The sequence below is a fragment of the Micromonospora sp. DT31 genome (genome assembly GCF_049841795.1).
In the GTDB taxonomy this organism is placed as follows: Bacteria; Actinomycetota; Actinomycetes; order Mycobacteriales; family Micromonosporaceae; genus Micromonospora.
Map to the genome: position 1 here is coordinate 195,954 of NZ_JBNCKZ010000008.1, position 22,558 is coordinate 218,511.

Genomic DNA, 22,558 nt, shown 5'->3' on the forward strand with positions numbered 1-22,558 from the left:
GGCCCGGCGCGGGTGCGCCGGGCCCTCCGTGGTGCTGCTGCTCAGCTGTCGCCGCCGGTCTCGCCGACCGGGGCGGCGTTGACGTCCTCCAGCGCGTACTTGCGGGCGGCGTCGGCCGGCACGTGGGCCGGGACCGTGCCGCGCCGGGCGAGCTGGCGCAGCGTGGCGACCGCCACCGACTCGGCGTCCACGTGGAAGTGCCGACGCAGCGCGTGCCGGGTGTCCGACATGCCGAAACCGTCGGTGCCCAGCGAGGTGTAGTCACCCGGCACCCAGCGGGCGATCAGGTCCGGCACCGCGCGCATCCAGTCGCTGACCGCGACCTTCGGCCCGTCCGCGTCGGCCAGCTTGTGCTCGATGTACGGCACCCGCGGGTCGTCACCCGGGTGCAGCAGGTTGTACTCCTCGCACTCCACCGCGTCGCGGCGCAGCTCGGTCCAGGAGGTCACCGACCACACGTCGGCGGCCACCCCCCAGTCCTCGGCGAGCAGTTGCTGCGCCTTGAGCGCCCACTGCATGCCGGTGCCGGAGGCCAGGATGTTCGCCTTCGGTGCGTCGCCGTCGAGCTGCGGCGCGGGCGAGTAGCGGTGGATGCCCTTGACGATGCCCTCGACGTCCACGCCCTCCGGCTCGGCCGGCTGGAAGATCGGCTCGTTGTAGACGGTGAGGTAGTAGAAGACGTTCTCCTGCGCCTCGCCGTACATCCGGTGCAGGCCGTTCTCCACGATGTGCGCCAGCTCGAACGCGAACGCCGCGTCGTAGGAGACCACCGCCGGGTTGGTGGCGGCGAGCAGCAACGAGTGCCCGTCCTCGTGCTGCAGACCCTCACCGTTGAGCGTGGTCCGGCCGGCGGTCGCGCCGAGCACGAAGCCACGGGCCATCTGGTCGGCCGCCGCCCAGAAGCCGTCGCCGGTGCGCTGGAACCCGAACATCGAGTAGAAGATGTACATCGGGATCATCGGTTCGCCGTGCGTGGCGTACGAGGTGCCGGCGGCGGTGAACGAGGCGACCGAACCGGCCTCGTTGATCCCCTCGTGCAGGATCTGCCCGGTGGTCGACTCCTTGTAGGACAGGAACAGCTCCCGGTCGACCGAGGTGTAACGCTGGCCGTGCGGGGAGTAGATCTTCGCGGTCGGGAAGATCGAGTCGAGGCCGAAGGTGCGTGCCTCGTCCGGGATGATCGGCACCCAGCGCTTGCCGAACTCCTTGTCCTTCATGATGTCCTTGAGCAGGCGGACGAAGGCCATCGTGGTGGCCACCTTCTGCTTGCCCGACCCGCGCTTGACGTCGGAGAACCGCTCGCTGCCCGGGATGGCGAGCGTCCGGCGCGCGGTGTTGCGCGACGGCAGGTAGCCGCCGAGCTGCTGACGCCGCTCCCGCAGGTAGGTGATCTCGTCCGACTTCTCGCCCGGCGTGTAGTACGGCGGGAGGTAGGGGTTCTCCTCCAGCTGCTTGTCCGGGATGTCCAGGTAGAGGCGGTCGCGGAAGAGCTTCAGGTCCTCCAGCGTCAGCTTCTTCATCTGGTGCGTGGCGTTGCGGCCCTCGAAGTGCGAGCCCAGCGTCCAGCCCTTGATCGTCTTGGCCAGGATCACCGTCGGCTGGCCGGTGTGCTCCATCGCCGCCTTGTAGGCCGCGTAGAGCTTGCGGTAGTCGTGCCCGCCGCGCTTGAGGTTCCAGATCTCGTCGTCGGAGAGGTGCTCGACCATCTTGCGGGTCCGCGCGTCACGGCCGAAGAAGTGCTCCCGCACGTACGCCCCGGACTCCGCCTTGTAGGTCTGGTAGTCGCCGTCGGGGGTGGTGTTCATCAGGTTGACCAGGGCGCCGTCGGTGTCCGCCGCGAGCAGCGGGTCCCACTCCCGACCCCAGACCACCTTGATCACGTTCCAGCCGGCGCCCCGGAAGAACGCCTCCAGCTCCTGCATGACCTTGCCGTTGCCGCGGACCGGACCGTCCAGGCGCTGGAGGTTGCAGTTGATCACGAAGGTGAGGTTGTCCAGCTCCTCGCGGGCGGCCACGCCGATCGCGCCGAGCGACTCGACCTCGTCCATCTCACCGTCGCCGAGGAACGCCCAGACGTGCTGCTGGGAGGTGTCCTTGATGCCCCGGTGCTGCAGATAGCGGTTGAACCGCGCCTGGTAGATCGCGTTGAGCGGGCCCAGGCCCATGGAGACGGTGGGGAACTCCCAGAAGTCCGGCATCAGCCGCGGGTGCGGGTAGGAGGGCAGCCCGCCGCCGGGGTGCGACAGCTCCTGCCGGAAGCCGTCGAGCTGGTCGGCGCTCAGCCGGCCCTCCAGGAACGCGCGCGCGTACATGCCGGGGGAGGCGTGGCCCTGGTAGAAGATCTGGTCGCCGCCGCCCGGGTGGTTCTTGCCCCGGAAGAAGTGGTTGAAGCCCACCTCGTAGAGCGACGCGGAACTGGCGAACGTCGAGATGTGCCCACCCACGCCGATCTCCGGACGCTGCGCCCGATGCACGAGCATGGCGGCGTTCCACCTGATGTACGCCCGCAGCCGCCGCTCGACGTGCTCGTCACCGGGGAACCACGGTTCCTGTTCCGGCGCGATGGTGTTGATGTAGTCGGTGGTGGTCAGCGACGGCACCCCGACCTGGCGCTCGCGGGCCCGCTCCAGCAGGCGCAGCATGACGTACCGGGCGCGCTTGGTTCCGCGCTCGTCGATGACACCGTCGAGTGACTCGACCCATTCGCTGGTCTCTTCAGGGTCGATGTCCGGAAGCTGGCTCGGCAGACCAGCGGTGATCACCGGGCGCTTGCGTTCCGTAGCCACAGGCGTTCCCTCGGTTCTGTGTGGGATAGGTCTCTAGCGCCATCCTGCCCCCTGGTGACACCCGCCGTCACCTCTCCCGCCCTCAGACGCGACGCTCAACACAGGTACCCACCGGTAACTTTCCGCGATCATCGGATGCGGTAACGACGGGTCCAACCGGCGACTGCGAGGGGGAGTCGACGGGTGCGGCAGAATACGCGGTATGCGCAGTGAGGTGATCTCCATCCGGACCGGTTCCCGGCCCACCGTCCGGGACATCACGGCCGAGGCCGAACGGTTCGTCGCCAGGGCCGGCGACGGTCTGCTGCACGTCTTCGTCCCGCACGCCACGGCCGGGCTGGCGATCATCGAGACCGGGGCGGGGTCGGACGACGACCTGCTGCGGGCACTCGACGATCTGCTCCCCACCGACGGCAGGTGGCGGCACCGGCACGGCTCACCCGGGCACGGTCGCGACCACGTGCTGCCGGCTTTCGTGCCGCCGTACGCCACCCTGCCGGTGCTCGGCGGGCGGCTCCAACTCGGCACCTGGCAGTCGATCTGCCTGGTCGACCCGAACGGCGACAACCCCGACCGCCAGGTGCGCTTCTCCTTCCTCGCGGGCTGAGCCGGTGAGGTGCGGTGTGCCGGACGGCGTCGTGAAGCAGGGCAATTGTTGACGAATCACCTATGATGGAGGGCATGGCGCACGTTCCGGCTCCCGGGGTCCGGCCCGGGCCGGACGACCGCCCCGGCCTGGTCGGGGACGCCGTGCACGGCCTCCTGCACGCCGCCGCCGTGCTGCGCCGCCAGCAGGACGAGGCGATCACCGCGCTGGGGCTCACCCCGGCCGCCGGCCGGGCCCTGCGCGAACTCGATCCGGACCACCCGCTGCCCGCCCGTGACCTCGCCGAGCAGCTCGGCTGCGACCGGTCGAACGTCACCGGCCTGGCCGACCGGCTGGAACAGGCCGGTCTGGTGGAACGCCGCGTCGACCCGGTCGACAGGCGCCAGAAGACGCTCGTGGTCACCGGGCGGGGTCGGGCAGTCCGCGACCGGGTCCGGCAGGTGATGTCGGACCCCCGACTCCTCGACGGGCTGAGCACCCCGGAGGTCGCCACGCTGCGGGAACTGGTCGAAAAGATCACCAACCGCGAGGGCCCGCCGGAGCAGGCTGAGGTCTGAGCCACACCGGGCGGAACGTGTCCGAGTGGGCGTGGCGCCCTCGAGTCGGTAATGCTGTCCGACGTGACCACCCCGCACGACCTCGACGATCGGCTCCGCGCCGACCTGGCCGCGCTCGGCGCGCCGGAGCCGCGCCGTGACCTGCGTGAACCGCTCCCCGACGGCGGGCCGTTGACCGGCGCGCAGGCCCTGGCGCTGTTCGACGCGCAGCTCGCCAGCCGGCTGCTCGACCTGGCCGGACGCTGGCTGCGCGGCTTCGGTGAGGGGTTCCACACGAGCGACTCCGCCGGCCACGAGGGCAACGCGGCGGTCGCCGCCGCGCTGCGCCCCACCGACCCGGCGTTGCTGCACCACCGCTCCGGTGCGTTCCACTGCCTGCGGGCCGCACAGGCCGCCGACGCCTTCCCGGCCGCCGCCGCACCACGGTCGGCCCCCGCCGGGTCCGACCGTCCGGACGACGGCAAGGCCGGCCCGGACGACGGGGCGCCCTCTGTCCCGCACGAGCACCGTTCCGCCGTACGGGAGCAGGCGCGGGACGACGCCACCGCTTCGGACGACGCCACCGCTTCGGACGATGCCACCGCGCGGGACGATGCCACCGCGCCCCCCGATGCCACCCCGCAGAGCGCCGCCGTGCCCGCCGATTCCCCTGTGCGCGACGACGTCACCGCGCCCGGCCAGGCCGACGGGGGTGAAGCGGCCACGCTGCCCGGCGGGGCCGGGGTGACGGTGGACGCGGCCGGTGCCGCCACGCCGGGCGTACCCGAGCTGCCGCCCCCCGCTCCCGACGACGCCTATGCGGCGGCGGCCCGCGACGTGCTGCGCGGAATGGTCGCCTCCGCCGAGGAGCCGGCCTCCGGCGGGCGGCACACCGTCTCCGCGGGGGCCGACCTCGCCGTGGTGCCCACCACCTCCACCGGTGCCGCGCACCTGCCCCGGGCGGTCGGCCTGGGACTGGCGCTGGAGCGGCTGCGCCGCGGCGGCCGTCCCGCCGACGCCCCCGAGGTGGCGTCCTGGCCGTCCGACGCCGTCGTGGTCTGCTCCTTCGACGACGCCTCGGTCAACCACGCCACGGCCACCGCCGCGCTCAACACCGCCGGCTGGTACGACCACACCGGCCTGCGCATCCCGGTCCTGTTCGTCTGCGAGGACAGCGGCGTCCGCTCGCCCGGGTCGTGGGTGGCCACCACGCTGCGGTCCCGCCCCGGCCTGCGCTACGTCGCCGCCGACGGCACTGACCTGGTCCAGACCTACCGGGTGGCGGCGGAGGCGGTGGCCTGGGTACGCCGGCACCGCCGGCCCGCCGTGCTGCACCTGAGCACGGTCCGCCTGATGGCGGCCGACGACGCGGACGCCGGGGACACCGCCGAGTCGACCCGCGACCCGCTGCTGGCCACCGCGCGGCTGCTGGTGAGCGCCGGGTACGCCGACGGCGAGCAGTTGCTGACCCGCTACGACGAGCGGGGCTGGCAACTGCGCCGCATCGCCGAGGAGGTGCTCGACGAGCCGAAGCTGACGTCCCCCGTGGAGGTCGTCCAGGAGTTGGCGCCCCGCCGGCCGGCCCGGGTGTCCCGGGCGGTCGCGGACGCCGGGGCGCGGGCGGCGGGCCCGGGCGCCGGGGCGCGGGCGGAGGCGTTCGGCGGCAAGCCCCCGGAGCTGACCGGCCCGTTGACCCTGGCGCAGAGCATCACCGCGGCCCTCGCCGACGGGATGCTCGACCATCCGGAGATGGGGGTGTTCGGCCCGGACGTGGCCACCCGGGGTGGGGCGTACGGGGTCACCCGAGGGCTGCGGGACCGGTTCGGGGCGGCGCGGGTGTTCGACACGCTCCGCGACGAGACCTCGATCCTGGGGCTCGGGCTGGGCGCCGGTCTGGCCGGGATGCTGCCGGTGCCGGAGATCCCGCACCTGGGGCACCTGCACAGCGCCGAGGACCAGCTCCGCGGTGAGGCGGCCACCATGCGGTTCTTCTCCCGAGGCGCGTTGCGCAACCCGATGGTGGTGCGGGTGGCCGGCCTGGCGGGTCCGGACGGGATCGGCGGCCACGTCCGCAACGACAACTCGGTGGCGGTGCTGCGGGACGTGCCGGGGCTGGTGATCGCCGTACCGGCCCGGCCCGACGACGCCGCGTCGATGCTGCGTACCTGTCTGGCGGTGGCCCGGGTGGACGGCGGCGTCTGCGTCTTCCTGGAGCCGGCGGCGCTCTACCACACCCGCGACCTCTACACCGACGGTGACGGCGAGTGGGCGGCCGAGTACGCCGAGCCGGGAGCCTGGGCGGACCGGCACGTGCCGATCGGGCGGGCCCGGGTGTACGGCATCGGAACTGCGGAGGACCTCACCATCATCACCTTCGGCAACGGCGTGCGGATGTCGCTGCGGGCCGCGGCCGGGCTGGCCGACGAGGGTGTCGGCACCCGGGTGGTGGACCTGCGCTGGCTCGCCCCGCTGCCGGTGGCGGACGTCATCCGCGAGGCGTCGGCGACCGGCCGGGTGCTGGTGGTGGACGAGACCCGACGCTCCGGCGGGGTGGGCGAGGGGGTGCTCGCCGCGCTCGTGGACACGGGGTACGTGGGAGCCGCGCGACGAGTGGCGGCACTTGACTCTTTTGTACCATTAGGTCCGGCGGCCCGTCAGGTTCTCATCTCCGAGGAGGCCATTACCCAGGGTGCCCGTACCCTGCTGGCACGGTAAATTCCGTTCCACCCGGTGCGCCACTTGCGCGGCGAGCCGCAACTGTGTGGACTGAGCCCGAAGGTGTCACACCCGACGCTACGAGCAGGCATGAGATGAGGAGGCACGCGACAGTGAGCGCGACCGCTGGCCAGGCCGACGGGGTACGCAGTCTGGCGGACCGGTTCGGCATCGAGCCGGGCATGGTCGTCATGGAGATGGGTTACGACGACGACGTCGACACCGATCTCCGGGACGCCCTGACAGACCGCTGTGGGGAACTGGTCGACGAGGACACCGACGAGGTGGTCGACGCGGTCCTGGTCTGGCACCGCGACGGCGACGGTGACCTGTTCGAGCTCCTCGTCGACGCCCTTGGGCCGCTGGCGGACAACGGCGTGGTCTGGCTGCTGACCCCCAAGGCCGGGCGGGACGGCCACGTCGAGCCGAGCGAGGTCGCGGAGAGCGCGCAGACCGCCGGGCTCCAGCAGACCTCGACCATCAACGCCGGCCGCGACTGGAGCGGCGCACGCCTCGTGCTGCGACGCGGGTCCAAGACCAAGAAGTAGGGTCTTCCTGATCAACTCAAGACCCTATTCCGAGGGAGCACGCATGCCCATCGAGGTTGGCGCCGAGGCGCCCGACTTCCTGCTCAAGGACCAGAACAACCAGGAGGTCCGGCTCTCCGACCTCCGCGGTCGCAAGACCGTGCTGCTGGTCTTCTACCCGCTCGCCTTCACCGGCATCTGCCAGGGCGAGCTGTGCGAGGTGCGCGACAACCTCAACGAGTACGTCAACGACGACGTCCAGGTGCTGACCATCAGCGTCGACTCTGTCTACGCGCACAAGATCTGGGCCGACCGGGAGGGCTACCAGTTCCCGCTGCTGGCCGACTTCTGGCCGCACGGCGCGGTGGCCCAGGCGTACGGCGTCTTCAACGATGTCGCCGGCATCGCCAACCGGGGCACCTTCGTCATCGACAAGGCAGGCGTCGTCCGGTTCGCCGAGATGAACATGCCCGGCGAGGCGCGCGACCAGCAGGGCTGGCGCAAGGCGCTGGCCGAGGCCGTCGCCGCCTGAGTCCCACCCCAGCACGCCGCTGCGGCGGGCCGGAGGACGGCAGGTAAGATTGCCGCTCCGGCCCGCCGCACGGGTTCCGGGCGCGTAGCTCAGTGGGAGAGCACTCGCCTTACAAGCGAGGGGTCGCAGGTTCGAAACCTGCCGCGCCCACCAGGACAAACAACGAGCCGACGTGTGAAGACTCCACGCAAGGTGAGCCGTGGTGCTTCCGGTATGCGATCAACCGATCATGCTTCTTGGGCGATCGCCATCGTCGTGCTTGGGTGCAGCAGACCCCCTCATCCGCATCGGCTTCTGACGTTCCAGTTCTGTTGCTCGGCATGGGGTCCTGGTGTTGGCGGTGCTGTTCGACGACGACCTGGAGTGGTGGATCCAGGGCAGGGTGCTGGCGCACGTCATGAGGCTGGTCCCCGCCGACGTGGCCGCAGTCGACGAGTGGCTCAGCCCTGGCCGGGCAATGGGATATCTGGACATCCGGAAGATCGAAGATCCGGAGGCTGCCAAGCGGCTCGTGCTTGCGCTGTCGGTGGGCGCCCGCAGGGCTCTGGAGGAGACGCTGGAGCAGGAGCCGACAGACGAGGAGATGGTCGAGTTCTACCGTGGCCTCTGCCGGACGGTGGACAAGGCGGTTCGGCTTCCTCGTTTCTCGTGACGTGTCGTCGCGTCACATGGTCGGTCGTTGATTGGGTGATGCCACCGCCGGCGGTCGTACACCTACGCATCTGGCCAGTCAGCCACGATGATCAATGGGACCGAGCCCGGCGACCGGTAGTCGTCACCAGGAAAGTGCTCGATGTGCTGATGCCTGCGGACTGTCCGGTCATCGGCGGTCTCGGCTTGTTCGGCCACACCCTCGAGCGCGTCCCAGATGATGTCGAGATACTCAGGCCCGCCGGAGAAGTGCAGCGTGGTGCCGCCTTGCAGACTGACGAGCAGCGGGCCTGCGGTCGCCTCCTGGCCCACGGCCCCGTCGGTGACCGCCACCTCGAAGGGCTCGGCATGTTGGCGAAGCAGCCGGCTGAGGGCGCGGAGCGCAACTGGCGGCCCGGCAAGCTCCAGCTCGTCGTCGCTGACGGAGAGACGGCAGCGCCGGTGATCATCCATCGGCGCATTGTTCCGCACTGCGCGACCCCTCCTGCTGAACGCCACGCTCGGAGCGGGCGGACCAGGCAGCTTGCAGGGCGGTGAGGAGGTCGGTGAAGGTGGGCGCGACGGTCCGCCAGGAGCACTGACGGGGGTCGGTCCAGAAGTCGGATGCCACTACCCGCGGGTCGGCCGGGTCTGTGCGGTAGTCCAGGGCCAAGGCCACGTCGTCACCCGCGTACTCGTTGACCGCGATGAACACGGCCTGGTCGACGTCGAGCCACGGCAGGCCGAGGGGATGTCCCGAGCGACTCCCACGGGTCATGCGGAACAGGTCGCAGAGCGAGCTGTCGTCGGCGATGTGGTCCAGGAAGGCGTTCTGGAATCGCATGGCGTGCAGGTCCGGCATGAACATCAGAGGGTCTTCGAACCAGGGCATCAGGTCGTGAAGGGCCTGCTGCCCTGGGTGCAGCCATCCACCGGTCCGCAGGAGCGATGCGAGTGCGCCGGGTAGGGCCATGCCGCGCACGGTCCAGACTTGTGGATCGGGAAGGGGGTGCGGCTGCGGCACGATCCTCACGTCCCAGGCTGGTTGGTGTTACGTCGCCACCGTAGCTGTAGCAAGGCGAATGCTTCGCGGGCGCCCGTCCGGCGAGTTCTTCGAGGAAGTCCAGAGCGCCGTCGCTGCCGAACGGTCCGGTCCGAACGTGCCCACGTCATCCTCCCGGCCAACCACGACCGACAGGCGGTCGCTGGTGAGCAGCGAGTCGTAGTAGCCGAGCTTCGGCAAGCCCTGACCGGTGAGGACGTCCGCCTGGTCGTCGGTCACCGAGAAGGCGAGATCAGCGGTGATCTCCGCGACGACGTCGGGGGTGTGGCTCGCGGCGACCCTGGTCGCCGGGTGGAACGCGTGCGTCACCACCGCGAGAAGCACCCGGGTCGCCAGACGCGGATCTTCCCTGCCCACCCCGAAGTAGAGACCGGGCCGCTTGCGTACGGAGTCGTCGAAGTCCAGAACCGTGATGGTCGCCGCGCTGTAGTCATGCTCCGTCATGCCACCTCGCCATGCCGGCACGTGTTCCGTCGCTGATCAACCCTCCACCGGCCGTGTCTGCCTGGTCAGTTGGGTCAGCCACAGGCCGACCAACGCCAGGAGAGCCACGCCGTCGGCGACGAGGGACCACGTGAGGGACGCGAAAAGGTGGGGTTGGGCGTCGAACAGCGGGTAGCCGACGAGGGCCACCCAGCACTCGAACAGCGCGACGCCGAGGACGACGGCGGTCAGCGTGCCCGGCAGTGGGCTGCGGCCCGAGACCAGGGCGAGGACGACCACGGCGGCCACGGCGAGCGTCAGGAGATAGAACGGCAGGTAGATGAGGAAGAAGAGACCGAACCTGCCGCCGGCTTCGAATTGGTCCCACCCCTCCGGGTCGGGCCGGGAGAATCGTAGGCCGTAGCCGAGGACCACCCAGGCGGCCGCGACCGCGCAGGCGGCGACGGCCTGCCAGACCCGCCAGTGCTTCTTCGAAGTCGGCACGGCGACATCATAGGGCCAGCGGATCGGCGAACCGGTCGGCACGCGATGCCTCGCGCCGGGTCGTGGCATCGCGAGGGCCGCGGGCCACCGCTGCCGCGCCGGCGCCGGGTTCAGAGCGCGTACCAGCGCAGCGCCCGCACCTCCCGTAGCTCACCTCGGCCGGCGAGGCGGGAACAGGCGGCGTGCAGTTCGTCAACCGAGAAGCCGTCGTCCCCATGCCCGGCAAGGAAGGCCTGGACCCGCCAGCCGTCGAAGGCCTCCACACCGTCGACCAGGTCGACATCGACCTCGGTGCCCTGCTCGTCGGTCATGCGACAACCGGCGCCGTGGACGCAGTAGTCGATGCCCGTGGTCGACCGGCCCTCCCGGGGCATCACCCGGGCCGACCGCACCGCCGCCAGGAGGTCGGACAGGTCGGTCAGCTCCGGGTAGGCCGCGAAGAGGCGGACGCGGATCCGCCGGAGGGCTGCGCCGTACGACCTGACGGCATCCATCGCCGCCTGTTCACGTCCGTCCACGTGACCACTATGCGCGAGCGAGTCACCCGGTGGGGTCCCGCAGAAGGCCTGCTCGGTCCTCGCCCCGCAGCTCGATCGAGCACGGGTCGGGGTCGGCGTCCACCGGTCAGCGGATGCCCGCGGCGTGGAGCGCCCGGGTGGCGGTGGGGTCGATGCAGGTGCGGACGAGCGAACCGGGCGCGGTCGACGTTCCGCTCAGGAACGCGGTCACCATCAGGGCGACGCACAGCCCTGGCAGGAGCAGCGTCCTGACCAGCATGGCCCAGCATGCCTTGACGCCGACCCGGCCGCCGTCCCTGGATCGTACGAGCTGCGTGCCGGTGAGGACCGCGCCGAGCGCCCGACCGTTGCCGTAGCAGAGGCCGTAGAGCATCGGCACCGCGACGAACAACGAGAGCGCCACCCCGGCGACGGCGTCGTCGGAGAGGGCCACCGCCCGGTCCACCAGGGACAGGGCGACGACACCGACCCCGAAGCCGGTCAGGTACACGATGAAGTCGACGAGCCAGGCCAGGAACTGCGCCCCCGTGCCGGCCCGGACGTACAGTCCGCCGTTGCCGAACATTTCGACCCGTTTGGCCGTCCGGGCGCCGAGCACGTGCTCCGCGTGTGCCCGGGCGGTCTCCAGCCGGGTCAGTTGTCGGACCGTGTCGCGGACTGTCACCGCATTCTCCCGTTGTCGTGGCTTCCGATGCCGTGCCCCGGACGCCGTGCCGTGTCGCATGCGAGTGCAGGATAAAGGCGATGGCCCCGCCCTGCCGTGGTGGTTAGTGTCCAGATGTGACGATCATCGCTGCCGCCGCCAGATCCGACATGCCGTGACGCCGAACCTGCGTCACTCCGTCCGGGCGATCGTGCTCGACGAGAACGACCGTGTCCTGCTGTGCCGGTTCGTCCTTCCCCACCCGGTGGTGCCCGACGAGGTGATGGGCGTGTGGGCGGCACCGGGCGGCGGCATCGAACCCGGCGAGGGCCCGTTGACGGCCCTGCGCCGCGAACTCCGCGAGGAAACAGGTCTGGCGGTCACCGTCGACCCACCGCACGTCTGGCACCAGGAAGTCGTCGCCACGGACATGACGCCGGGGTTCGACGGCATCGTCAATGACTACTTCCTCGTTCGCACGAGTCACTTCCAGCCCCGCGGCGAGCTGAGCGACGACCAACTGGCGGCCGAGAACCTGGTCGGGTTCCGCTGGTGGCACCTTTCGGAGATCGTCAGCTATGCCGGCACGGAGCTGTTCTCGCCCCGTGACCTCGCCACCCCGTTGACGGCGCTTCTCGCCACGGACCTGCCCGCCCAGCCGATCCACCTGGGCCTCTAGACAGGACACTCCTGTGCCGCGTCAGCGACCCGGGTGGGGTTTCCAGGCATCGGTGGAGGTGCCGGTGCGGGAGAGGCGCGGGTGGTGAAACCCGCTGGGCTGACCGGACCGCTTCCGGCACGATCGGCTCGTGGACACCTATCTGGACACCGGGCGCCTGGTCCTGCGCCGGTTCACCGCGGACGACGCCGACCTGCTGATCGAGCTGGACAGTGACCCGGCGGTGATGCGCTACCTGACCGGCGGCACGCCGACCGCACCGGAGGTCATCCGCGAGCGTTCCCTGCCGAACATCATCGCCGTGTACGACAGGTGGAACGGCGAGTTCGGGCTGTTCGCCGCGTACGAGAAGGACGTCGGCGCGTTCGTCGGCTGGTTCATCCTGCGACCCGCCCGGGACGGCCCGCGGGACGAGGTCGAACTCGGCTACCGGCTGCGGCGGGCGGCGTGGGGCAACGGTTATGCCACCGAGGGCTCGCGGGCGCTGCTGGGCAAGGCGTTCACGGAACTGGGTGTGCGTACGGTCTGGGCGGAGACGATGGCGGTGAACCACGGGTCGCGCCACGTCATGGAGAAACTCGGCATGACGCTCGTGGCGACCACCCCCACCCCGTCCGACATCGGGGTGATCGAGGGCGCTGAGCACGGGGCCGTGCGGTACGAGATCACCAAGGACGAGTGGCGGTGACCCGGTCGGCTCTGGTGGCGCGCGCCCAGGAGCTCTGGGTCGGCCTCGCCGGTGTCCCCACCAGCTTCGCGGCGGGCGGCGTGCGGGTGGTCGTCGCTGCCCGGTCGCGACTGTGTCCACCGGGGTGGGCGGGGATCGTGGTGTTGGACGACTCGGGTGTCGCGACCGCGCCCGACGCGGCCACCGCCCGGGTCCTGCGCGAATCGCTCGACGGAAGGCAGCTCCGCTCGGCGGTCGAGGCCGGGCGATGGAACGGGGAACCCGGCGTCGTGGACGTGCTCGGTCCCGCCTCGTTGGCGTACCTCGACGGGGACGAGTTCCGACCGGCGGCGGGAGTCGCCGACCCGCCCAGCCTGCCACCCGGGCACCCGGACCTCGCGGGGCTGGTCGCGGACGTCGCCGAGGAGGACGTCGCGGAGAGCGGGCTGGCCGACATCACCTCACAGGTGTTCGTGGTGCGGGACCGTGGACGAGTGGTGGCGGCGGCGGGCTACCGCCGGTGGCCGGGCTCGGTCGCCCACCTCGGTGTGCTGACCGCCGCCCGCCTCCGAGGTCAGGGGCTGGCCGGCGCGGTGGCGTCCGCGGCGGTGGCGGAGGCCCTCCGGGCGGACCTGCTACCCCAGTGGCGTGCACGCCCGGAGCCCTCACGGCGCCTCGCGCGCCGGCTCGGCTTCCGTGAGTTCGGCGCCCAGGTGAGCGTCCGGATCGCGGCGGACCGGGGCGCGCCGGGCGGCAGGTAACCACCGCCGGCGGTCCCGCACACGGCGCTACCGGCGGCGGCGGGCGTCGGCTTCGGCGTCGAGCAGGTCGTTGACGGCCAGCGCCGAGTTGATCAGAGCGAGGTGGCTGAACGCCTGCGGGTAGTTGCCGATCTGCTCACCTGTGGAGGCGATCTCCTCGGCGTAGAGGCCGAGGTGGTTGCTGAAGGTGAACATCTTCTCCAGGGTGAGCCGGGCGTCGTCCAGCCGGCCGGAGCGGGCCAGCGCCTCGACGTACCAGAAGGTGCACATGTTGAAGGTGCCCTCGTGGCCGGGCAGGCCGTCGGGGGAGTTGACCGGGTCGTACCTGTGGACCAGGCTGTCCGAGACCAGGTCCCGCTCGATCGATTCCAGTGTGGAGTGCCAGAGCGGGTCGCTGGGCGTGACGAAACCGACCGCCGGCATGTACAGCAGTGCGGCGTCGAGCACGTTCTCGTCGTACGCCTGCACGAAACTGCCGCGTTCGCGGTGGAAACCGCGGGCCATGACCTGGTTGTAGATCCGGTTGCGCTGGTCGGTCCAGCCGTTGATGTCCCCGGGCCGGCCGGTGCGGGTGGCCAGGCGGATGGCCCGGTCCAGCGCCACCCAGGACATCACCCGCCCGAAAGTGTAGTTGCGGGGGTGGTGGCGGCTCTCCCAGATGCCGGCGTCGCGCTGGTCCCAGTTGTGGCAGAGCCAGTCGATCAGGCGGACGGTGCTCTTCCACACCTGGTGGGACACGCGGATGCCCTGCTCGTCGGCGAGGTGCATGGCGTACAGCGCCTCGCCGTGGATGTCGAGCTGGATCTGGTCGGCCGCCCCGTTGCCGATGCGTACCGGCCGGGAGCCGCGGTAGCCCTCCAGGTGGTCGAGCACCTCCTCGTACAGGTCCGAGGAGCCGTCCACCCGGTACATGATCTTGAGTGGGTCCTGGTGGTCGCCGGCCTCGCGGATGCGCTCGTCCAGCCAGTCCATGTAGCGGCTGACCTCCTCGGTGAAGCCGAGGCCGAGCAGCGCGTGCACCGAGAACGAGGTGTCCCGTACCCAGGTGTAGCGGTAGTCCCAGTTGCGGGAGCCGCCGACCAGCTCGGGCAGCGCGGCGGTCGGGGCGGCGATCATCGCGCCGGTCGGCGCGTACGTCATGAGCTTGAGCGTGATGGCGGAGCGCTCGACCATCTCCCGCCACCGCCCGGTGTAGCGGGAGCGTTCGACCCAGCGTCGCCAGTAGTCCCGGGTCCACTCGAACATGCCGTGGACCTCTGCCGGCGAGATGAGCCGGGGTTCCTCGTTGCCGGTCTCCAGGATCACCCCGCCGGTGTCGCCCTCGCTGAGCGTCCCGTACGCGATCAGGTCGCCATCCTCGAAGCGGACCTCACCCGTCTGGGCCCACAGTTGCCGCACCGGATCGACCAGGTTGAAGGTGAGCGTGGTCGACGGGCTGCGGAACACGTAGCCGTTGCGGTGGGGTTCCAGCACGTGCTGTTCCCGGGCGTAGTCGAACCGCGGGCGGCACTCCACCCGGAACCGCATGCTGCCCCGCACCATGTTGACCTGGCGGACCAGTCGGTGCGAGTCGGTGACCCGCTCGCCGGTGACCGGCATGAAGTCGATCACCTCGGCGACCCCGTCGGCGCTGATGAACCGGGTGATCAGGATGGGCGTGCCGGGCAGGTAGAGCTGCTTGGTGACGTACCGGGTCTCGTGCGGGGCGATCTGGAAGAAGCCGCCCTTGTCCTTGTCCAGCAGCGCGGCGAAGATGCTGGGCGAGTCGAACCGGGGGGCGCAGAACCAGTCGATGGTCCCGTCGCACGTCACCAGCGCGGCGGTCTGCAGGTCGCCGATCAGCCCGTGATCCTCGATCGCCGGATAGCCCTTCACGTCGTCCCCCGGTGTCGACTACGTTCTGACACCACAAACCTAGGGGAACAATTGTCAGGTTAGGGGGGATTGGTCCCTACCCACCCTTCCGCATCCGGCGCGCCCACCTGCCCGCCCGCTGACCTACCCGGCGAGCGCCGGGGCCTGCGCGCGCGCCGTCGTGCGCGGGCGCGGAGTCCGGCGCCGATCGCGAACGCCAGGTGGAAGCCGCTGGTCAGCGCAGTGGCCCGATCGTCGCCGAGTGCGACGCGGCCGGCGCGCGGTGGCCTGCCGGAGCACGAAGCCGACGAGCAGCGCGGCGGCTAGCGCGCCGAGGCCGAGCGTGCGCGCCGACGTCGCCCCGTGCCGCTCGATCGTGACCACCGTGTAGATGCCGAGCACCAGGCCGCCGAGGCTCACCGCGACCAGGCCGGCCTCCTCCAGCGCGTCCACCGTCACCACCATGGTGGTCTTGTCCATGTCGCCCATCTCGGCGACCTGGATCTGCGTACGCTCCTCAGGCAGCGCGTGGGCCGGCACACAGTGCATCCGCGCGGTCAGCCCGATCTCGGCCAACGCCGCCGCCACCCGGGTACGCAGCACGTGGCTGGTGTGGTCGAGCAGATACGACAGGTCCGGGGTGCTCATCCGCCAGCGTACCGACGGGTCCGCAGCGGACGATCCGACGCGGACCCGGTCGGATCGCGGATACGATCTTGTGGGATGTCGTCGGCGAGAGGGTTCGGTGTGGTGAGCGACGTGCACGGCAGGCAAGTGCTTGTGGGTTACGACGGGTCTCCGGTTGCGAGCGCCGCCATCGAGGCGGGTGCGCTGCTGTTCCCCGGCGCGCGCGCATGGATCGGGCATCTGTGGACGCCTCCCTTCGCCAGCGAGGAACTGCGCAAGCGGCTCTGGACCGGCAAGCGCAACATCAACGCCTTCGTGGAGGCGATCGAACGCGAGGGCGGCCGGGAGGCCGACCGGCTGACCTCCGTCGGCGTGATGCTGGCCCGCTCGGCGGGTTGGGACGCCGAGCCGCTCGTGTGCCGCAGCTACGGCGGGGAGGGGCTCCGCCTCGCCGAACTGGCCGACGAGAAGCAGGCCGACGTGCTGCTGCTCGGCTCGCGTGGCCTGGGCGGCGCCCGGGCCGTGCTCGGCAGCGTCTCGGACATGGCCGTGCACTACAGCCCGCGGCCCGTACTCGTGGTGCCGCACCCGCTGCTGACCGACGAGCACGAGGCGCTCGCCGCCGGACCGGTGGTGGTCGGCTGGGACGCCTCCGCCGGCGCCGAGGCGGCGCTCGACTCCGCCCGGCGCCTCTTCCCCGAGCGGGACGTCATCCTCGTCGCCGTTGACGGCGACGAAGAGACGCCCGCCGTCGACGCGCAGTCGGTGACCACCCTGCGGGTGAGCGCCGGACGCGGCGCCACCGGGCGTGCGGTGGGCGAGGCGCTCTCCGCCGTCGCCACCGAGCACAGGGCGAGCGCGGTGGTGGTCGGCTCACGCGGCCGCACGGCCGTGCGCAAGATCCTGCTCGGCAGCGTCGCCATGGCCACCCTGCACCGCGCCCACCGGCCGGTGATGGTGGTGCCGCCGAGCCCGGTCCGCGAGGCCGAGTAGCCCTCCGGCGCGGTGCCCCGCGCCGACCGGAACGCCACGGGTGTCTCCCGGCCCGGGAGACACCCGTGGCGTTCCACCGCGTCACCGGCGCCTGCGGCGCACCCACCGGTACGTGGCCAGGCCGCCGAGCACCAGCGCCACCACGCCCGCCCCCCACCACACCCGGCCGCCCAGGACCGACGGCGGATTGGCCTCGCGGACCCGGCCGGCGTGTACCACCGAGTCCGCCACGTCGACGGCGAGCACCTGGTCCGGCGCGGTGAGCAGCGTGGCCGGGGTGGCGGCGCCCGGCATCAGGCCCAGGACCCGGATCGACCGCACGTTGGCGTACGCGGTCCGCTGGTCCATCGCCAGCTCGTCGGCGTACCGATACGGCGCGCCCGGCTCCGGCCGGTAGGCGACCACCCACGCGGTCCCGTCCGGCTGCCACCCGAGCAGCCGGATCGCCCCCACACCCGAGACGGCGGGCAGCGCGGGCGCCGGCAACTCGCGTCCGCCGGTGTCGACCCGGCGCAGCCGCCACCTGTCGCCCGCCGCCTCGTGGGCGACCAGAGTCAGCGAGCCGTCCGGCAGCCAGGCTCCCTTGCCGGCCAGCGCGGTGTCGGGCGGCAACGCGAAGGAGTCGATCTGCCGCCCGTCCGGGCTGCTCACCAGCACCTTCGTGCCGACCTGGTAGGCCAGCTGCGACCCGTCGGCGGCGAACGCCACAGGCGAGCCGAACACCGGCACCTGCGGGGTCTCCAGCAGACGGACCGCCCGCCCGCCGTCCAGCCGTACCAGGCTGAGCGTGTTGATGTGCGAGCTGACCTCCGGATTCGCCGGGGTGGTGTCCACGACCGCCAGCGCGGACCCGTCCGGCGCCCACCCGGCCGGCGCCGTCGTCACACTGCCCGGTCGCGGGCTGGGCAACCACCGGGCCGTGCCGACGGTCAGGTCGATCACGTTCACCCCGGGGCTGGCGGGCACCGCGAGGAACCGGCCGTCCGGGGAGAGCAGCACGCCCTCCCCGGCCGGCACCTCCGACCCCACCTTCCACGTCCGGTACCGGTCCGCGGACGCCCCGACGACGGCGACCGTGCCGTCCTCGTCGATCAGGCCGGTCAGCCCGCGCGCCTGCCCGCTGAACACCACCGACGCCGGGCCGAGCGCGGGCCGCTCGGTGGCCCGCAACGCGCCGATCGGCGGCAGCCCGAGCCGGTCCGGCAGCGCCGCCCCGCCCACGCCCGCCGGTGCCGTCAGGCCGTCTCCGCGTACCGTCAGCGGCACGGCCGCCACCAGCGCCAGCACCGCCGTGGCCACCGCGGCGGTCCGCCACCGCGTGCGCCTCGCGGTCCGCACCGCCCGGTCGTGCACCGAGTACGCGGGCACCTCGGCCGCCGCCTCCCGCAACGCCTCCCGCAGCCGTATGCTCACCGCCCGCTCCTCTCCGACGTCAGCTCCCGCAGGCCGGGGATCAGGTCCCGGAGCCGGCGTACGGCGTCGTGCCCGTGCCGCTTCACCGTAGTCAAGCGTTGATAGAAGCCACGGTGTGCGCCGGGCGCTGAAATCCGACACTCGACGGTCTTCCTGTCATAGTGACAATAAGTCTATGGTCGATTCATGTCCGACGATCGTTGGGTTCCGCCGACCGTTCTTCTTGCGGTTGACCTTGTCATCCTCACCTTGCGGCAGACCTGCCTTCATGTGCTGTTGATCGAGCGCGGGGTTGAGCCCTATCAGGGCGCCTTGGCCCTGCCTGGCGGTTTCCTCGGCCACGAGAAGGAGGACCTCGTGACGGCTGCCCATCGAGAACTTGCCGAGGAGGCTGGCTTGGGGCCGGATCAGTTGCACCTCGAACAACTTGGCATCTACGGTGCGCCGGATCGTGACCCTCGAGGGCGGGTGGTCTCCGCGGCTTACCTGGCCATTGCCCCTCGGCTACCCGAGCCGGTCGCCGGCACCGACGCATCCCGGGCGTGTTGGACGCCGGTGGAGCAGGCGTTGTCCGGTGACGTGCAGCTTGCCTTCGATCATGAGCAGATCCTGACCGACGGGGTCGACCGTGCGAGGGAGAAGTTGGAGCGCTCGGCGCTTGCCACCGCATTTTGTGGTCCGACCTTCACGATCTCGGAGCTTCAGGACGTCTACGAGGCGGTGTGGGGCGTGCCGCTCGATGCGCGGAACTTCTACCGGAAAGTGCAGAGCGTGGACGGCTTCATCGTCCCCGCCGGGCCGAGTCGCAAGACCGATGGTGGGCGTCCCGCTCGGCTGTTCCGTCCCGGGCCCCGCACGACTCTTCACCCTCCGATGATCCGACCCCTCGGCCAGGCAGACAGGGAGACAGCGTGAGCACGAACAGCGGTCTCGTCGTGATCCTCACGGCGCTGGACCTCGAGTACGCAGCGGTCCGCGACCAACTGACCGACCTACGTGTACGGCGGCACCCCGCCGGCACCCGCTTCGAGGTCGGCCGGATCAGCCAAAGCGAGTGCCGGGTCGCCCTAGGTCTGGTCGGTAAGGGCAATCATCCGGCCGCGGTGCTCGCCGAGCGGGCGATGGCCGAGTTCTCCCCGGCCGCTGTGCTGTTCGTGGGAGTCGCCGGTGGCCTTTGGCCCAACATCCGACTCGGTGACGTCGTCGTCGCCAGCAAAATCTATGCCTACCACGGCGGCACCAGCGAGGACGACGGTTTGAAGGCCCGACCGAAGGCATGGGAAATCCCCCACGAGGCCGACCAGATCGCCCACCACGTCGACAGGTCCGTCGCGTGGCGCCGTGGTCTTCCCGCAGGCGCAGCACCCAAAGTCCACTTCGGGCCGATCGCCGCAGGGGAAGTGGTGCAGGACTCGGGGATCTCCGAACAGGCCCGCTGGATCCGCCAGCACTACAACGACGCCGTGGCGATCGAAATGGAAGCGGCTGGTGTGGCCCAGGCGGGCCACCTGAACCGTGCCTTGCCCGTGGTGGTCGTGCGCGGCATCAGCGACCACGCCGACGGCAGCAAAGCAGCCACCGACGGACAGAACTGGCAACCGAAGGCCGCACGTAACGCCGCCGCGTTCGCCACCGCGCTGGCGCAAGAACTCATCAGCGACACGCCGACCAGCCGAGGCGCTGCGGACCGGGACGGGAGCCCCACGATGCGAATGAGCAACCGCAACATCGCCACCGGTAACGCCCACGTCGGGGTGCAGGCCGGGCAGATCTACGGCAACGTCACCGTCGGCGCTGAGGCCGTTCGGCCGATCGACCTGGCAACGAGCATCGCGGACTTCCGAACGCACCTCAAGCAGGCCCACCTCGACGGACAGTTGGACGAAGAAACCTATGCCGCGGCCGAGTCGGAACTGGAGGCGGCCACGACATGCGTCTCGGCGGACACAGCCGAGAAGAAGAGTGGCCTGATGGTCGCGCTCAAGCGGTTGCGGGGCCTGGTAGCCGACGTGGCGGAGCTGGCAGCGCGGCTTGCGGCGATCATCGCCGTGGTGCGGGGCATGTCATGACGACACCAACCGCGACCAACGTCGCTCAAGGAGACGCGCACGTCGACGTACAGGCCGGGGTAGTCCACGGCGACATCAACTTCTACCGAGTGCCGCCGGGCTCGAGTCCGGAGGAGGAGTTCATCCTCGCGCTGAAATATCTCGACGGGCGGGTTCGTGATCAGGCGCGCACGCTGATCGAGAAGGCGGTCGCCCGTGGATACGTCACGACCGAGGTCCAGTTCTACCGGCTCATCGCCCTGTTGAGCGGACGCACCCTGCGCCAACTCTCCGACGAGGAACTGGATCACCTCACCGCCATCTGCGCCGGCATGCCTCACCTCGACGACCATGACGAATGGGCGGCGGGGTTGAAGGTGATCATCCACCACCTCTTGGCCCCTGTCAGCGCCGCCGAGACGGAACTCGTGGTCAAGGAAATCGACGCGTTGAACCAGCGTCAGCGCGAAGGCATCTACGGTCATCTTGAGGCGTTGCTCGACGGTGCAATGCAGGAGAAGTTGTGGCGGAAGTCCGTCGCCCTCGCGGATTTACAGCGCACAGCGGGCGACCGATACAACCGGGTCTGGAAATTCTTCCACCCCACACCTGCCCAGCCTCGGACCCTGCCAGTGCAGCCCGCTTCTGTTCCGCTTGGCGACCGGCTGCGAGTCGGTGCCGGTGCCGCGATGTTTGCCCTCGCCGTGGTGCAGGTGATCCTGCTGGTCGCGGCACGCGGAGCGATCGACCCGTTCCTCGGTCTGTTCGCCGGCCTAATCGGGCTGGGGGCCTTCTGCGTCGGCGGGGCAGACCGGTACTACCGCGGGACACGACTGCGCGCGAAGGAAGCGCAGATTCGTCCACCCCAGCAGCGGCGACGAGAAGCGCCACCGCGGGGCTTCGCCCGCAACATGGACCGGCTCTTCGACCGCTACTTCGGCCAATACGTGCCTGAAGGAACCGACCGGACCTACTGGCGCACCCAGACAGCGGGGATCGAGCGATACCTCCGCGACGAGGTAGTCGAGCTCTACCGGGAACAGCGCATCGACGCCGAACGAATCGCCTGGCTCGTTCGACACCTGGTCGGCCGCGTGCGAAGCCAATGGGAACGGGACACGCTAACGGCCCACCGCCAACTGCTACGCGTCCCCGCCCGGACGAAGGCCCTCTACTCCGGTGGAATTGCACTGCTCGCTGCTGGGAGCCTCTGGGTTGTTCCTGCCGTCATGGCTAGCGCCCCCCTGTCCGGCACAGGCTGGCTGCTGCTCGCGGTGGCGTCCGCGGTGTCAGCCGTACGCTCGTCGTTCCGGATCGTCGCGGAACGACGCAGAGTCGCCGACGACCAGGCGGAACGAGACGACAAGGACACCGCCCGCTGGGCGGCATACCACCGGTGGTGCCACAAGCTGTCCGACAAGCCGTCAGACACCGAGATGGCTGCCTGGTTGGAAAGCGACCGCAAAGTCCTAGTCGACCAGGCCATGCAGCAGTACCGACTCCACCCCAGCCACGTGATCGCACACGCCTTCATCGAGGCACCTGCTCCCTCATGCAAGAAGGCGCGGTACCCCCAGGGACCGTGGCGGTACTCCCGGTACCGGCTACTGCTGTTCCTGCTCACCGACGACGGGGTCCGCCAGGTGAACATCGACCTCGACTTCAGAACCGTCGCGAGCTGCACCACCCAACGGCTCAACTACCGCTTCGACGCCGTCGCCGCGGTCCGGATCGACGGCATCGCCACACAACAGCAAACCTTCGAGCTGACTCTCTTCAACGGAGAACCCATCTCCATCCGAGTGAGCGAACCCGACAACGACGCGCTCCAGCAGGATGAGAACGCCACCAAGATCGCTGAACTGTCGTTGGACGCCGCCGGACTCAGTCACACCCTGCACGTCCTCGAAGGCGTAGCTGCCGAAGGCAAGGAATGGGTGAAACACCGACGCCACCGTGCCGACAAAAGACTTGCCAACCTCGCAAGCACCATCCGCGGGCTACTCGACTAGGCCCTGGTGGCACTCGCGCC

23 protein-coding genes and 1 tRNA gene are annotated in these 22,558 nt (G+C 70.5%); 14 read left to right on the plus strand and 10 right to left on the minus strand.

Annotated elements, in window-relative coordinates; all coding sequences use genetic code 11:
* Positions 1-41 precede the first annotated feature (41 nt).
* On the minus strand, positions 42-2,786 hold the full coding sequence (gene aceE, locus ACLQ2X_RS16340) for a pyruvate dehydrogenase (acetyl-transferring), homodimeric type (RefSeq protein ID WP_425681874.1): 2,745 nt from the start codon (positions 2,784-2,786) through the stop codon (positions 42-44).
* A gap of 202 nt (positions 2,787-2,988) precedes the next feature.
* Between aceE and ACLQ2X_RS16345 the strand changes: the two genes are divergently transcribed.
* The 7 genes from ACLQ2X_RS16345 to ACLQ2X_RS16375 all read left to right on the plus strand — a co-directional run bounded on the left by ACLQ2X_RS16345 (position 2,989) and on the right by ACLQ2X_RS16375 (position 8,355).
* Positions 2,989-3,393 carry a YjbQ family protein gene (locus ACLQ2X_RS16345; RefSeq protein WP_425681875.1) on the plus strand — a complete coding sequence of 135 codons (405 nt, stop codon included), beginning with the start codon at positions 2,989-2,991 and terminating at the stop codon, positions 3,391-3,393.
* Between the two features lie 74 nt (positions 3,394-3,467).
* Positions 3,468-3,950: a MarR family winged helix-turn-helix transcriptional regulator gene (locus tag ACLQ2X_RS16350; RefSeq protein WP_425681876.1), complete on the plus strand. Its 483-nt coding sequence runs from the start codon at positions 3,468-3,470 to the stop codon at positions 3,948-3,950.
* A 51-nt stretch (positions 3,951-4,001) separates the two neighbouring features.
* Positions 4,002-6,644 carry a transketolase C-terminal domain-containing protein gene (locus ACLQ2X_RS16355; RefSeq protein ID WP_425681877.1) on the plus strand — a complete coding sequence of 881 codons (2,643 nt, stop codon included), beginning with the start codon at positions 4,002-4,004 and terminating at the stop codon, positions 6,642-6,644.
* Between the two features lie 113 nt (positions 6,645-6,757).
* Positions 6,758-7,192, plus strand: coding sequence for a DUF3052 domain-containing protein (locus ACLQ2X_RS16360; RefSeq protein ID WP_425681878.1), 435 nt, complete (start codon positions 6,758-6,760; stop codon positions 7,190-7,192).
* A gap of 43 nt (positions 7,193-7,235) precedes the next feature.
* Positions 7,236-7,703 (plus strand): peroxiredoxin, encoded by a 468-nt coding sequence (locus ACLQ2X_RS16365; protein WP_425681879.1) that lies wholly within the window; start codon positions 7,236-7,238, stop codon positions 7,701-7,703.
* Positions 7,704-7,781: 78 nt separating this feature from the next.
* A tRNA-Val gene (locus ACLQ2X_RS16370) sits at positions 7,782-7,856 on the plus strand.
* A gap of 187 nt (positions 7,857-8,043) precedes the next feature.
* Positions 8,044-8,355 (plus strand): hypothetical protein, encoded by a 312-nt coding sequence (locus ACLQ2X_RS16375; RefSeq protein WP_425681880.1) that lies wholly within the window; start codon positions 8,044-8,046, stop codon positions 8,353-8,355.
* Positions 8,356-8,417: 62 nt separating this feature from the next.
* Here the strand turns inward: ACLQ2X_RS16375 and ACLQ2X_RS16380 are convergent, their stop codons facing one another.
* The 6 genes from ACLQ2X_RS16380 to ACLQ2X_RS16405 form a co-directional block, all read right to left on the minus strand.
* Positions 8,418-8,807: an Imm32 family immunity protein gene (locus tag ACLQ2X_RS16380; RefSeq protein ID WP_425681881.1), complete on the minus strand. Its 390-nt coding sequence runs from the start codon at positions 8,805-8,807 to the stop codon at positions 8,418-8,420.
* Positions 8,800-9,366 (minus strand): hypothetical protein, encoded by a 567-nt coding sequence (locus tag ACLQ2X_RS16385; RefSeq protein ID WP_425681882.1) that lies wholly within the window; start codon positions 9,364-9,366, stop codon positions 8,800-8,802. The genes ACLQ2X_RS16380 and ACLQ2X_RS16385 overlap by 8 nt, the downstream gene beginning before the upstream one ends.
* An 18-nt stretch (positions 9,367-9,384) precedes the next feature.
* Positions 9,385-9,840: a hypothetical protein gene (locus tag ACLQ2X_RS16390; protein WP_425681883.1), complete on the minus strand. Its 456-nt coding sequence runs from the start codon at positions 9,838-9,840 to the stop codon at positions 9,385-9,387.
* A gap of 36 nt (positions 9,841-9,876) precedes the next feature.
* On the minus strand, positions 9,877-10,323 hold the full coding sequence (locus ACLQ2X_RS16395; protein ID WP_425681884.1) for a hypothetical protein: 447 nt from the start codon (positions 10,321-10,323) through the stop codon (positions 9,877-9,879).
* A gap of 110 nt (positions 10,324-10,433) precedes the next feature.
* The gene (locus ACLQ2X_RS16400) at positions 10,434-10,841 is read right to left on the minus strand and encodes a DUF6896 domain-containing protein (RefSeq protein WP_425681885.1); all 408 of its coding nucleotides are present in this window, start codon (positions 10,839-10,841) and stop codon (positions 10,434-10,436) included.
* Between the two features lie 106 nt (positions 10,842-10,947).
* Positions 10,948-11,505, minus strand: coding sequence for a hypothetical protein (locus tag ACLQ2X_RS16405; protein WP_425681886.1), 558 nt, complete (start codon positions 11,503-11,505; stop codon positions 10,948-10,950).
* 58 nt (positions 11,506-11,563) lie between these two features.
* Here ACLQ2X_RS16405 and ACLQ2X_RS16410 point away from each other — a divergent pair, with 58 nt between their 5' ends.
* From ACLQ2X_RS16410 to ACLQ2X_RS16420, 3 genes are all read left to right on the plus strand, one after another.
* Positions 11,564-12,163 (plus strand): NUDIX domain-containing protein, encoded by a 600-nt coding sequence (locus ACLQ2X_RS16410; protein WP_425681887.1) that lies wholly within the window; start codon positions 11,564-11,566, stop codon positions 12,161-12,163.
* Between the two features lie 130 nt (positions 12,164-12,293).
* Positions 12,294-12,851, plus strand: a complete 558-nt coding sequence (locus ACLQ2X_RS16415; RefSeq protein ID WP_425681888.1) for a GNAT family N-acetyltransferase — start codon at positions 12,294-12,296, stop codon at positions 12,849-12,851.
* The gene (locus ACLQ2X_RS16420; protein WP_425681889.1) at positions 12,848-13,591 is read left to right on the plus strand and encodes a GNAT family N-acetyltransferase; all 744 of its coding nucleotides are present in this window, start codon (positions 12,848-12,850) and stop codon (positions 13,589-13,591) included. The genes ACLQ2X_RS16415 and ACLQ2X_RS16420 overlap by 4 nt, the downstream gene beginning before the upstream one ends.
* A 27-nt stretch (positions 13,592-13,618) precedes the next feature.
* Here the strand turns inward: ACLQ2X_RS16420 and ACLQ2X_RS16425 are convergent, their stop codons facing one another.
* The gene (locus ACLQ2X_RS16425; protein ID WP_425681890.1) at positions 13,619-15,466 is read right to left on the minus strand and encodes a glycoside hydrolase family 15 protein; all 1,848 of its coding nucleotides are present in this window, start codon (positions 15,464-15,466) and stop codon (positions 13,619-13,621) included.
* Between the two features lie 123 nt (positions 15,467-15,589).
* On the minus strand, positions 15,590-16,093 hold the full coding sequence (locus ACLQ2X_RS16430) for a hypothetical protein (protein WP_425681891.1): 504 nt from the start codon (positions 16,091-16,093) through the stop codon (positions 15,590-15,592).
* 75 nt (positions 16,094-16,168) lie between these two features.
* Here ACLQ2X_RS16430 and ACLQ2X_RS16435 point away from each other — a divergent pair, with 75 nt between their 5' ends.
* Complete coding sequence (locus ACLQ2X_RS16435) at positions 16,169-17,065, plus strand: universal stress protein (RefSeq protein ID WP_425681892.1); 897 nt, start codon at positions 16,169-16,171, stop codon at positions 17,063-17,065.
* Between the two features lie 81 nt (positions 17,066-17,146).
* Here ACLQ2X_RS16435 and ACLQ2X_RS16440 read toward each other — a convergent pair whose 3' ends face one another.
* Positions 17,147-18,478 carry a TolB family protein gene (locus ACLQ2X_RS16440; protein ID WP_425681893.1) on the minus strand — a complete coding sequence of 444 codons (1,332 nt, stop codon included), beginning with the start codon at positions 18,476-18,478 and terminating at the stop codon, positions 17,147-17,149.
* A 186-nt stretch (positions 18,479-18,664) separates the two neighbouring features.
* Here ACLQ2X_RS16440 and ACLQ2X_RS16445 point away from each other — a divergent pair, with 186 nt between their 5' ends.
* From ACLQ2X_RS16445 to ACLQ2X_RS16455, 3 genes are read left to right on the plus strand one after another with little or no spacing between them, the layout of a single operon-like run.
* Positions 18,665-19,393: an NUDIX hydrolase gene (locus ACLQ2X_RS16445; RefSeq protein WP_425681894.1), complete on the plus strand. Its 729-nt coding sequence runs from the start codon at positions 18,665-18,667 to the stop codon at positions 19,391-19,393.
* The gene (locus tag ACLQ2X_RS16450) at positions 19,390-20,547 is read left to right on the plus strand and encodes a purine phosphorylase (RefSeq protein WP_425681895.1); all 1,158 of its coding nucleotides are present in this window, start codon (positions 19,390-19,392) and stop codon (positions 20,545-20,547) included. The genes ACLQ2X_RS16445 and ACLQ2X_RS16450 overlap by 4 nt, the downstream gene beginning before the upstream one ends.
* A complete protein-coding gene (locus ACLQ2X_RS16455) occupies positions 20,544-22,538 on the plus strand; it encodes a hypothetical protein (RefSeq protein ID WP_425681896.1) in 1,995 nt (664 codons plus the stop codon). The genes ACLQ2X_RS16450 and ACLQ2X_RS16455 overlap by 4 nt, the downstream gene beginning before the upstream one ends.
* The last annotated feature ends 20 nt before the right edge of the window (positions 22,539-22,558 follow it).

Excerpts from the sequence above, each read along its gene's own strand:
- ACLQ2X_RS16345 (WP_425681875.1), top strand. The coding sequence starts at position 2,989 with ATGCGCAGTGAGGTGATCTCCATCCGGACCGGTTCCCGGCCCACCGTC.
- ACLQ2X_RS16350 (WP_425681876.1), top strand. The coding sequence starts at position 3,468 with ATGGCGCACGTTCCGGCTCCCGGGGTCCGGCCCGGGCCGGACGACCGC.
- ACLQ2X_RS16355 (WP_425681877.1), top strand. The coding sequence starts at position 4,002 with ATGCTGTCCGACGTGACCACCCCGCACGACCTCGACGATCGGCTCCGC.
- ACLQ2X_RS16365 (WP_425681879.1), top strand. The coding sequence starts at position 7,236 with ATGCCCATCGAGGTTGGCGCCGAGGCGCCCGACTTCCTGCTCAAGGAC.
- ACLQ2X_RS16380 (WP_425681881.1), bottom strand. The coding sequence starts at position 8,807 with ATGGATGATCACCGGCGCTGCCGTCTCTCCGTCAGCGACGACGAGCTG.
- ACLQ2X_RS16390 (WP_425681883.1), bottom strand. The coding sequence starts at position 9,840 with ATGACGGAGCATGACTACAGCGCGGCGACCATCACGGTTCTGGACTTC.
- ACLQ2X_RS16410 (WP_425681887.1), top strand. The coding sequence starts at position 11,564 with ATGCGAGTGCAGGATAAAGGCGATGGCCCCGCCCTGCCGTGGTGGTTA.
- ACLQ2X_RS16430 (WP_425681891.1), bottom strand. The coding sequence starts at position 16,093 with ATGAGCACCCCGGACCTGTCGTATCTGCTCGACCACACCAGCCACGTG.
- ACLQ2X_RS16435 (WP_425681892.1), top strand. The coding sequence starts at position 16,169 with ATGTCGTCGGCGAGAGGGTTCGGTGTGGTGAGCGACGTGCACGGCAGG.
- ACLQ2X_RS16445 (WP_425681894.1), top strand. The coding sequence starts at position 18,665 with ATGTCCGACGATCGTTGGGTTCCGCCGACCGTTCTTCTTGCGGTTGAC.
- ACLQ2X_RS16455 (WP_425681896.1), top strand. The coding sequence starts at position 20,544 with ATGACGACACCAACCGCGACCAACGTCGCTCAAGGAGACGCGCACGTC.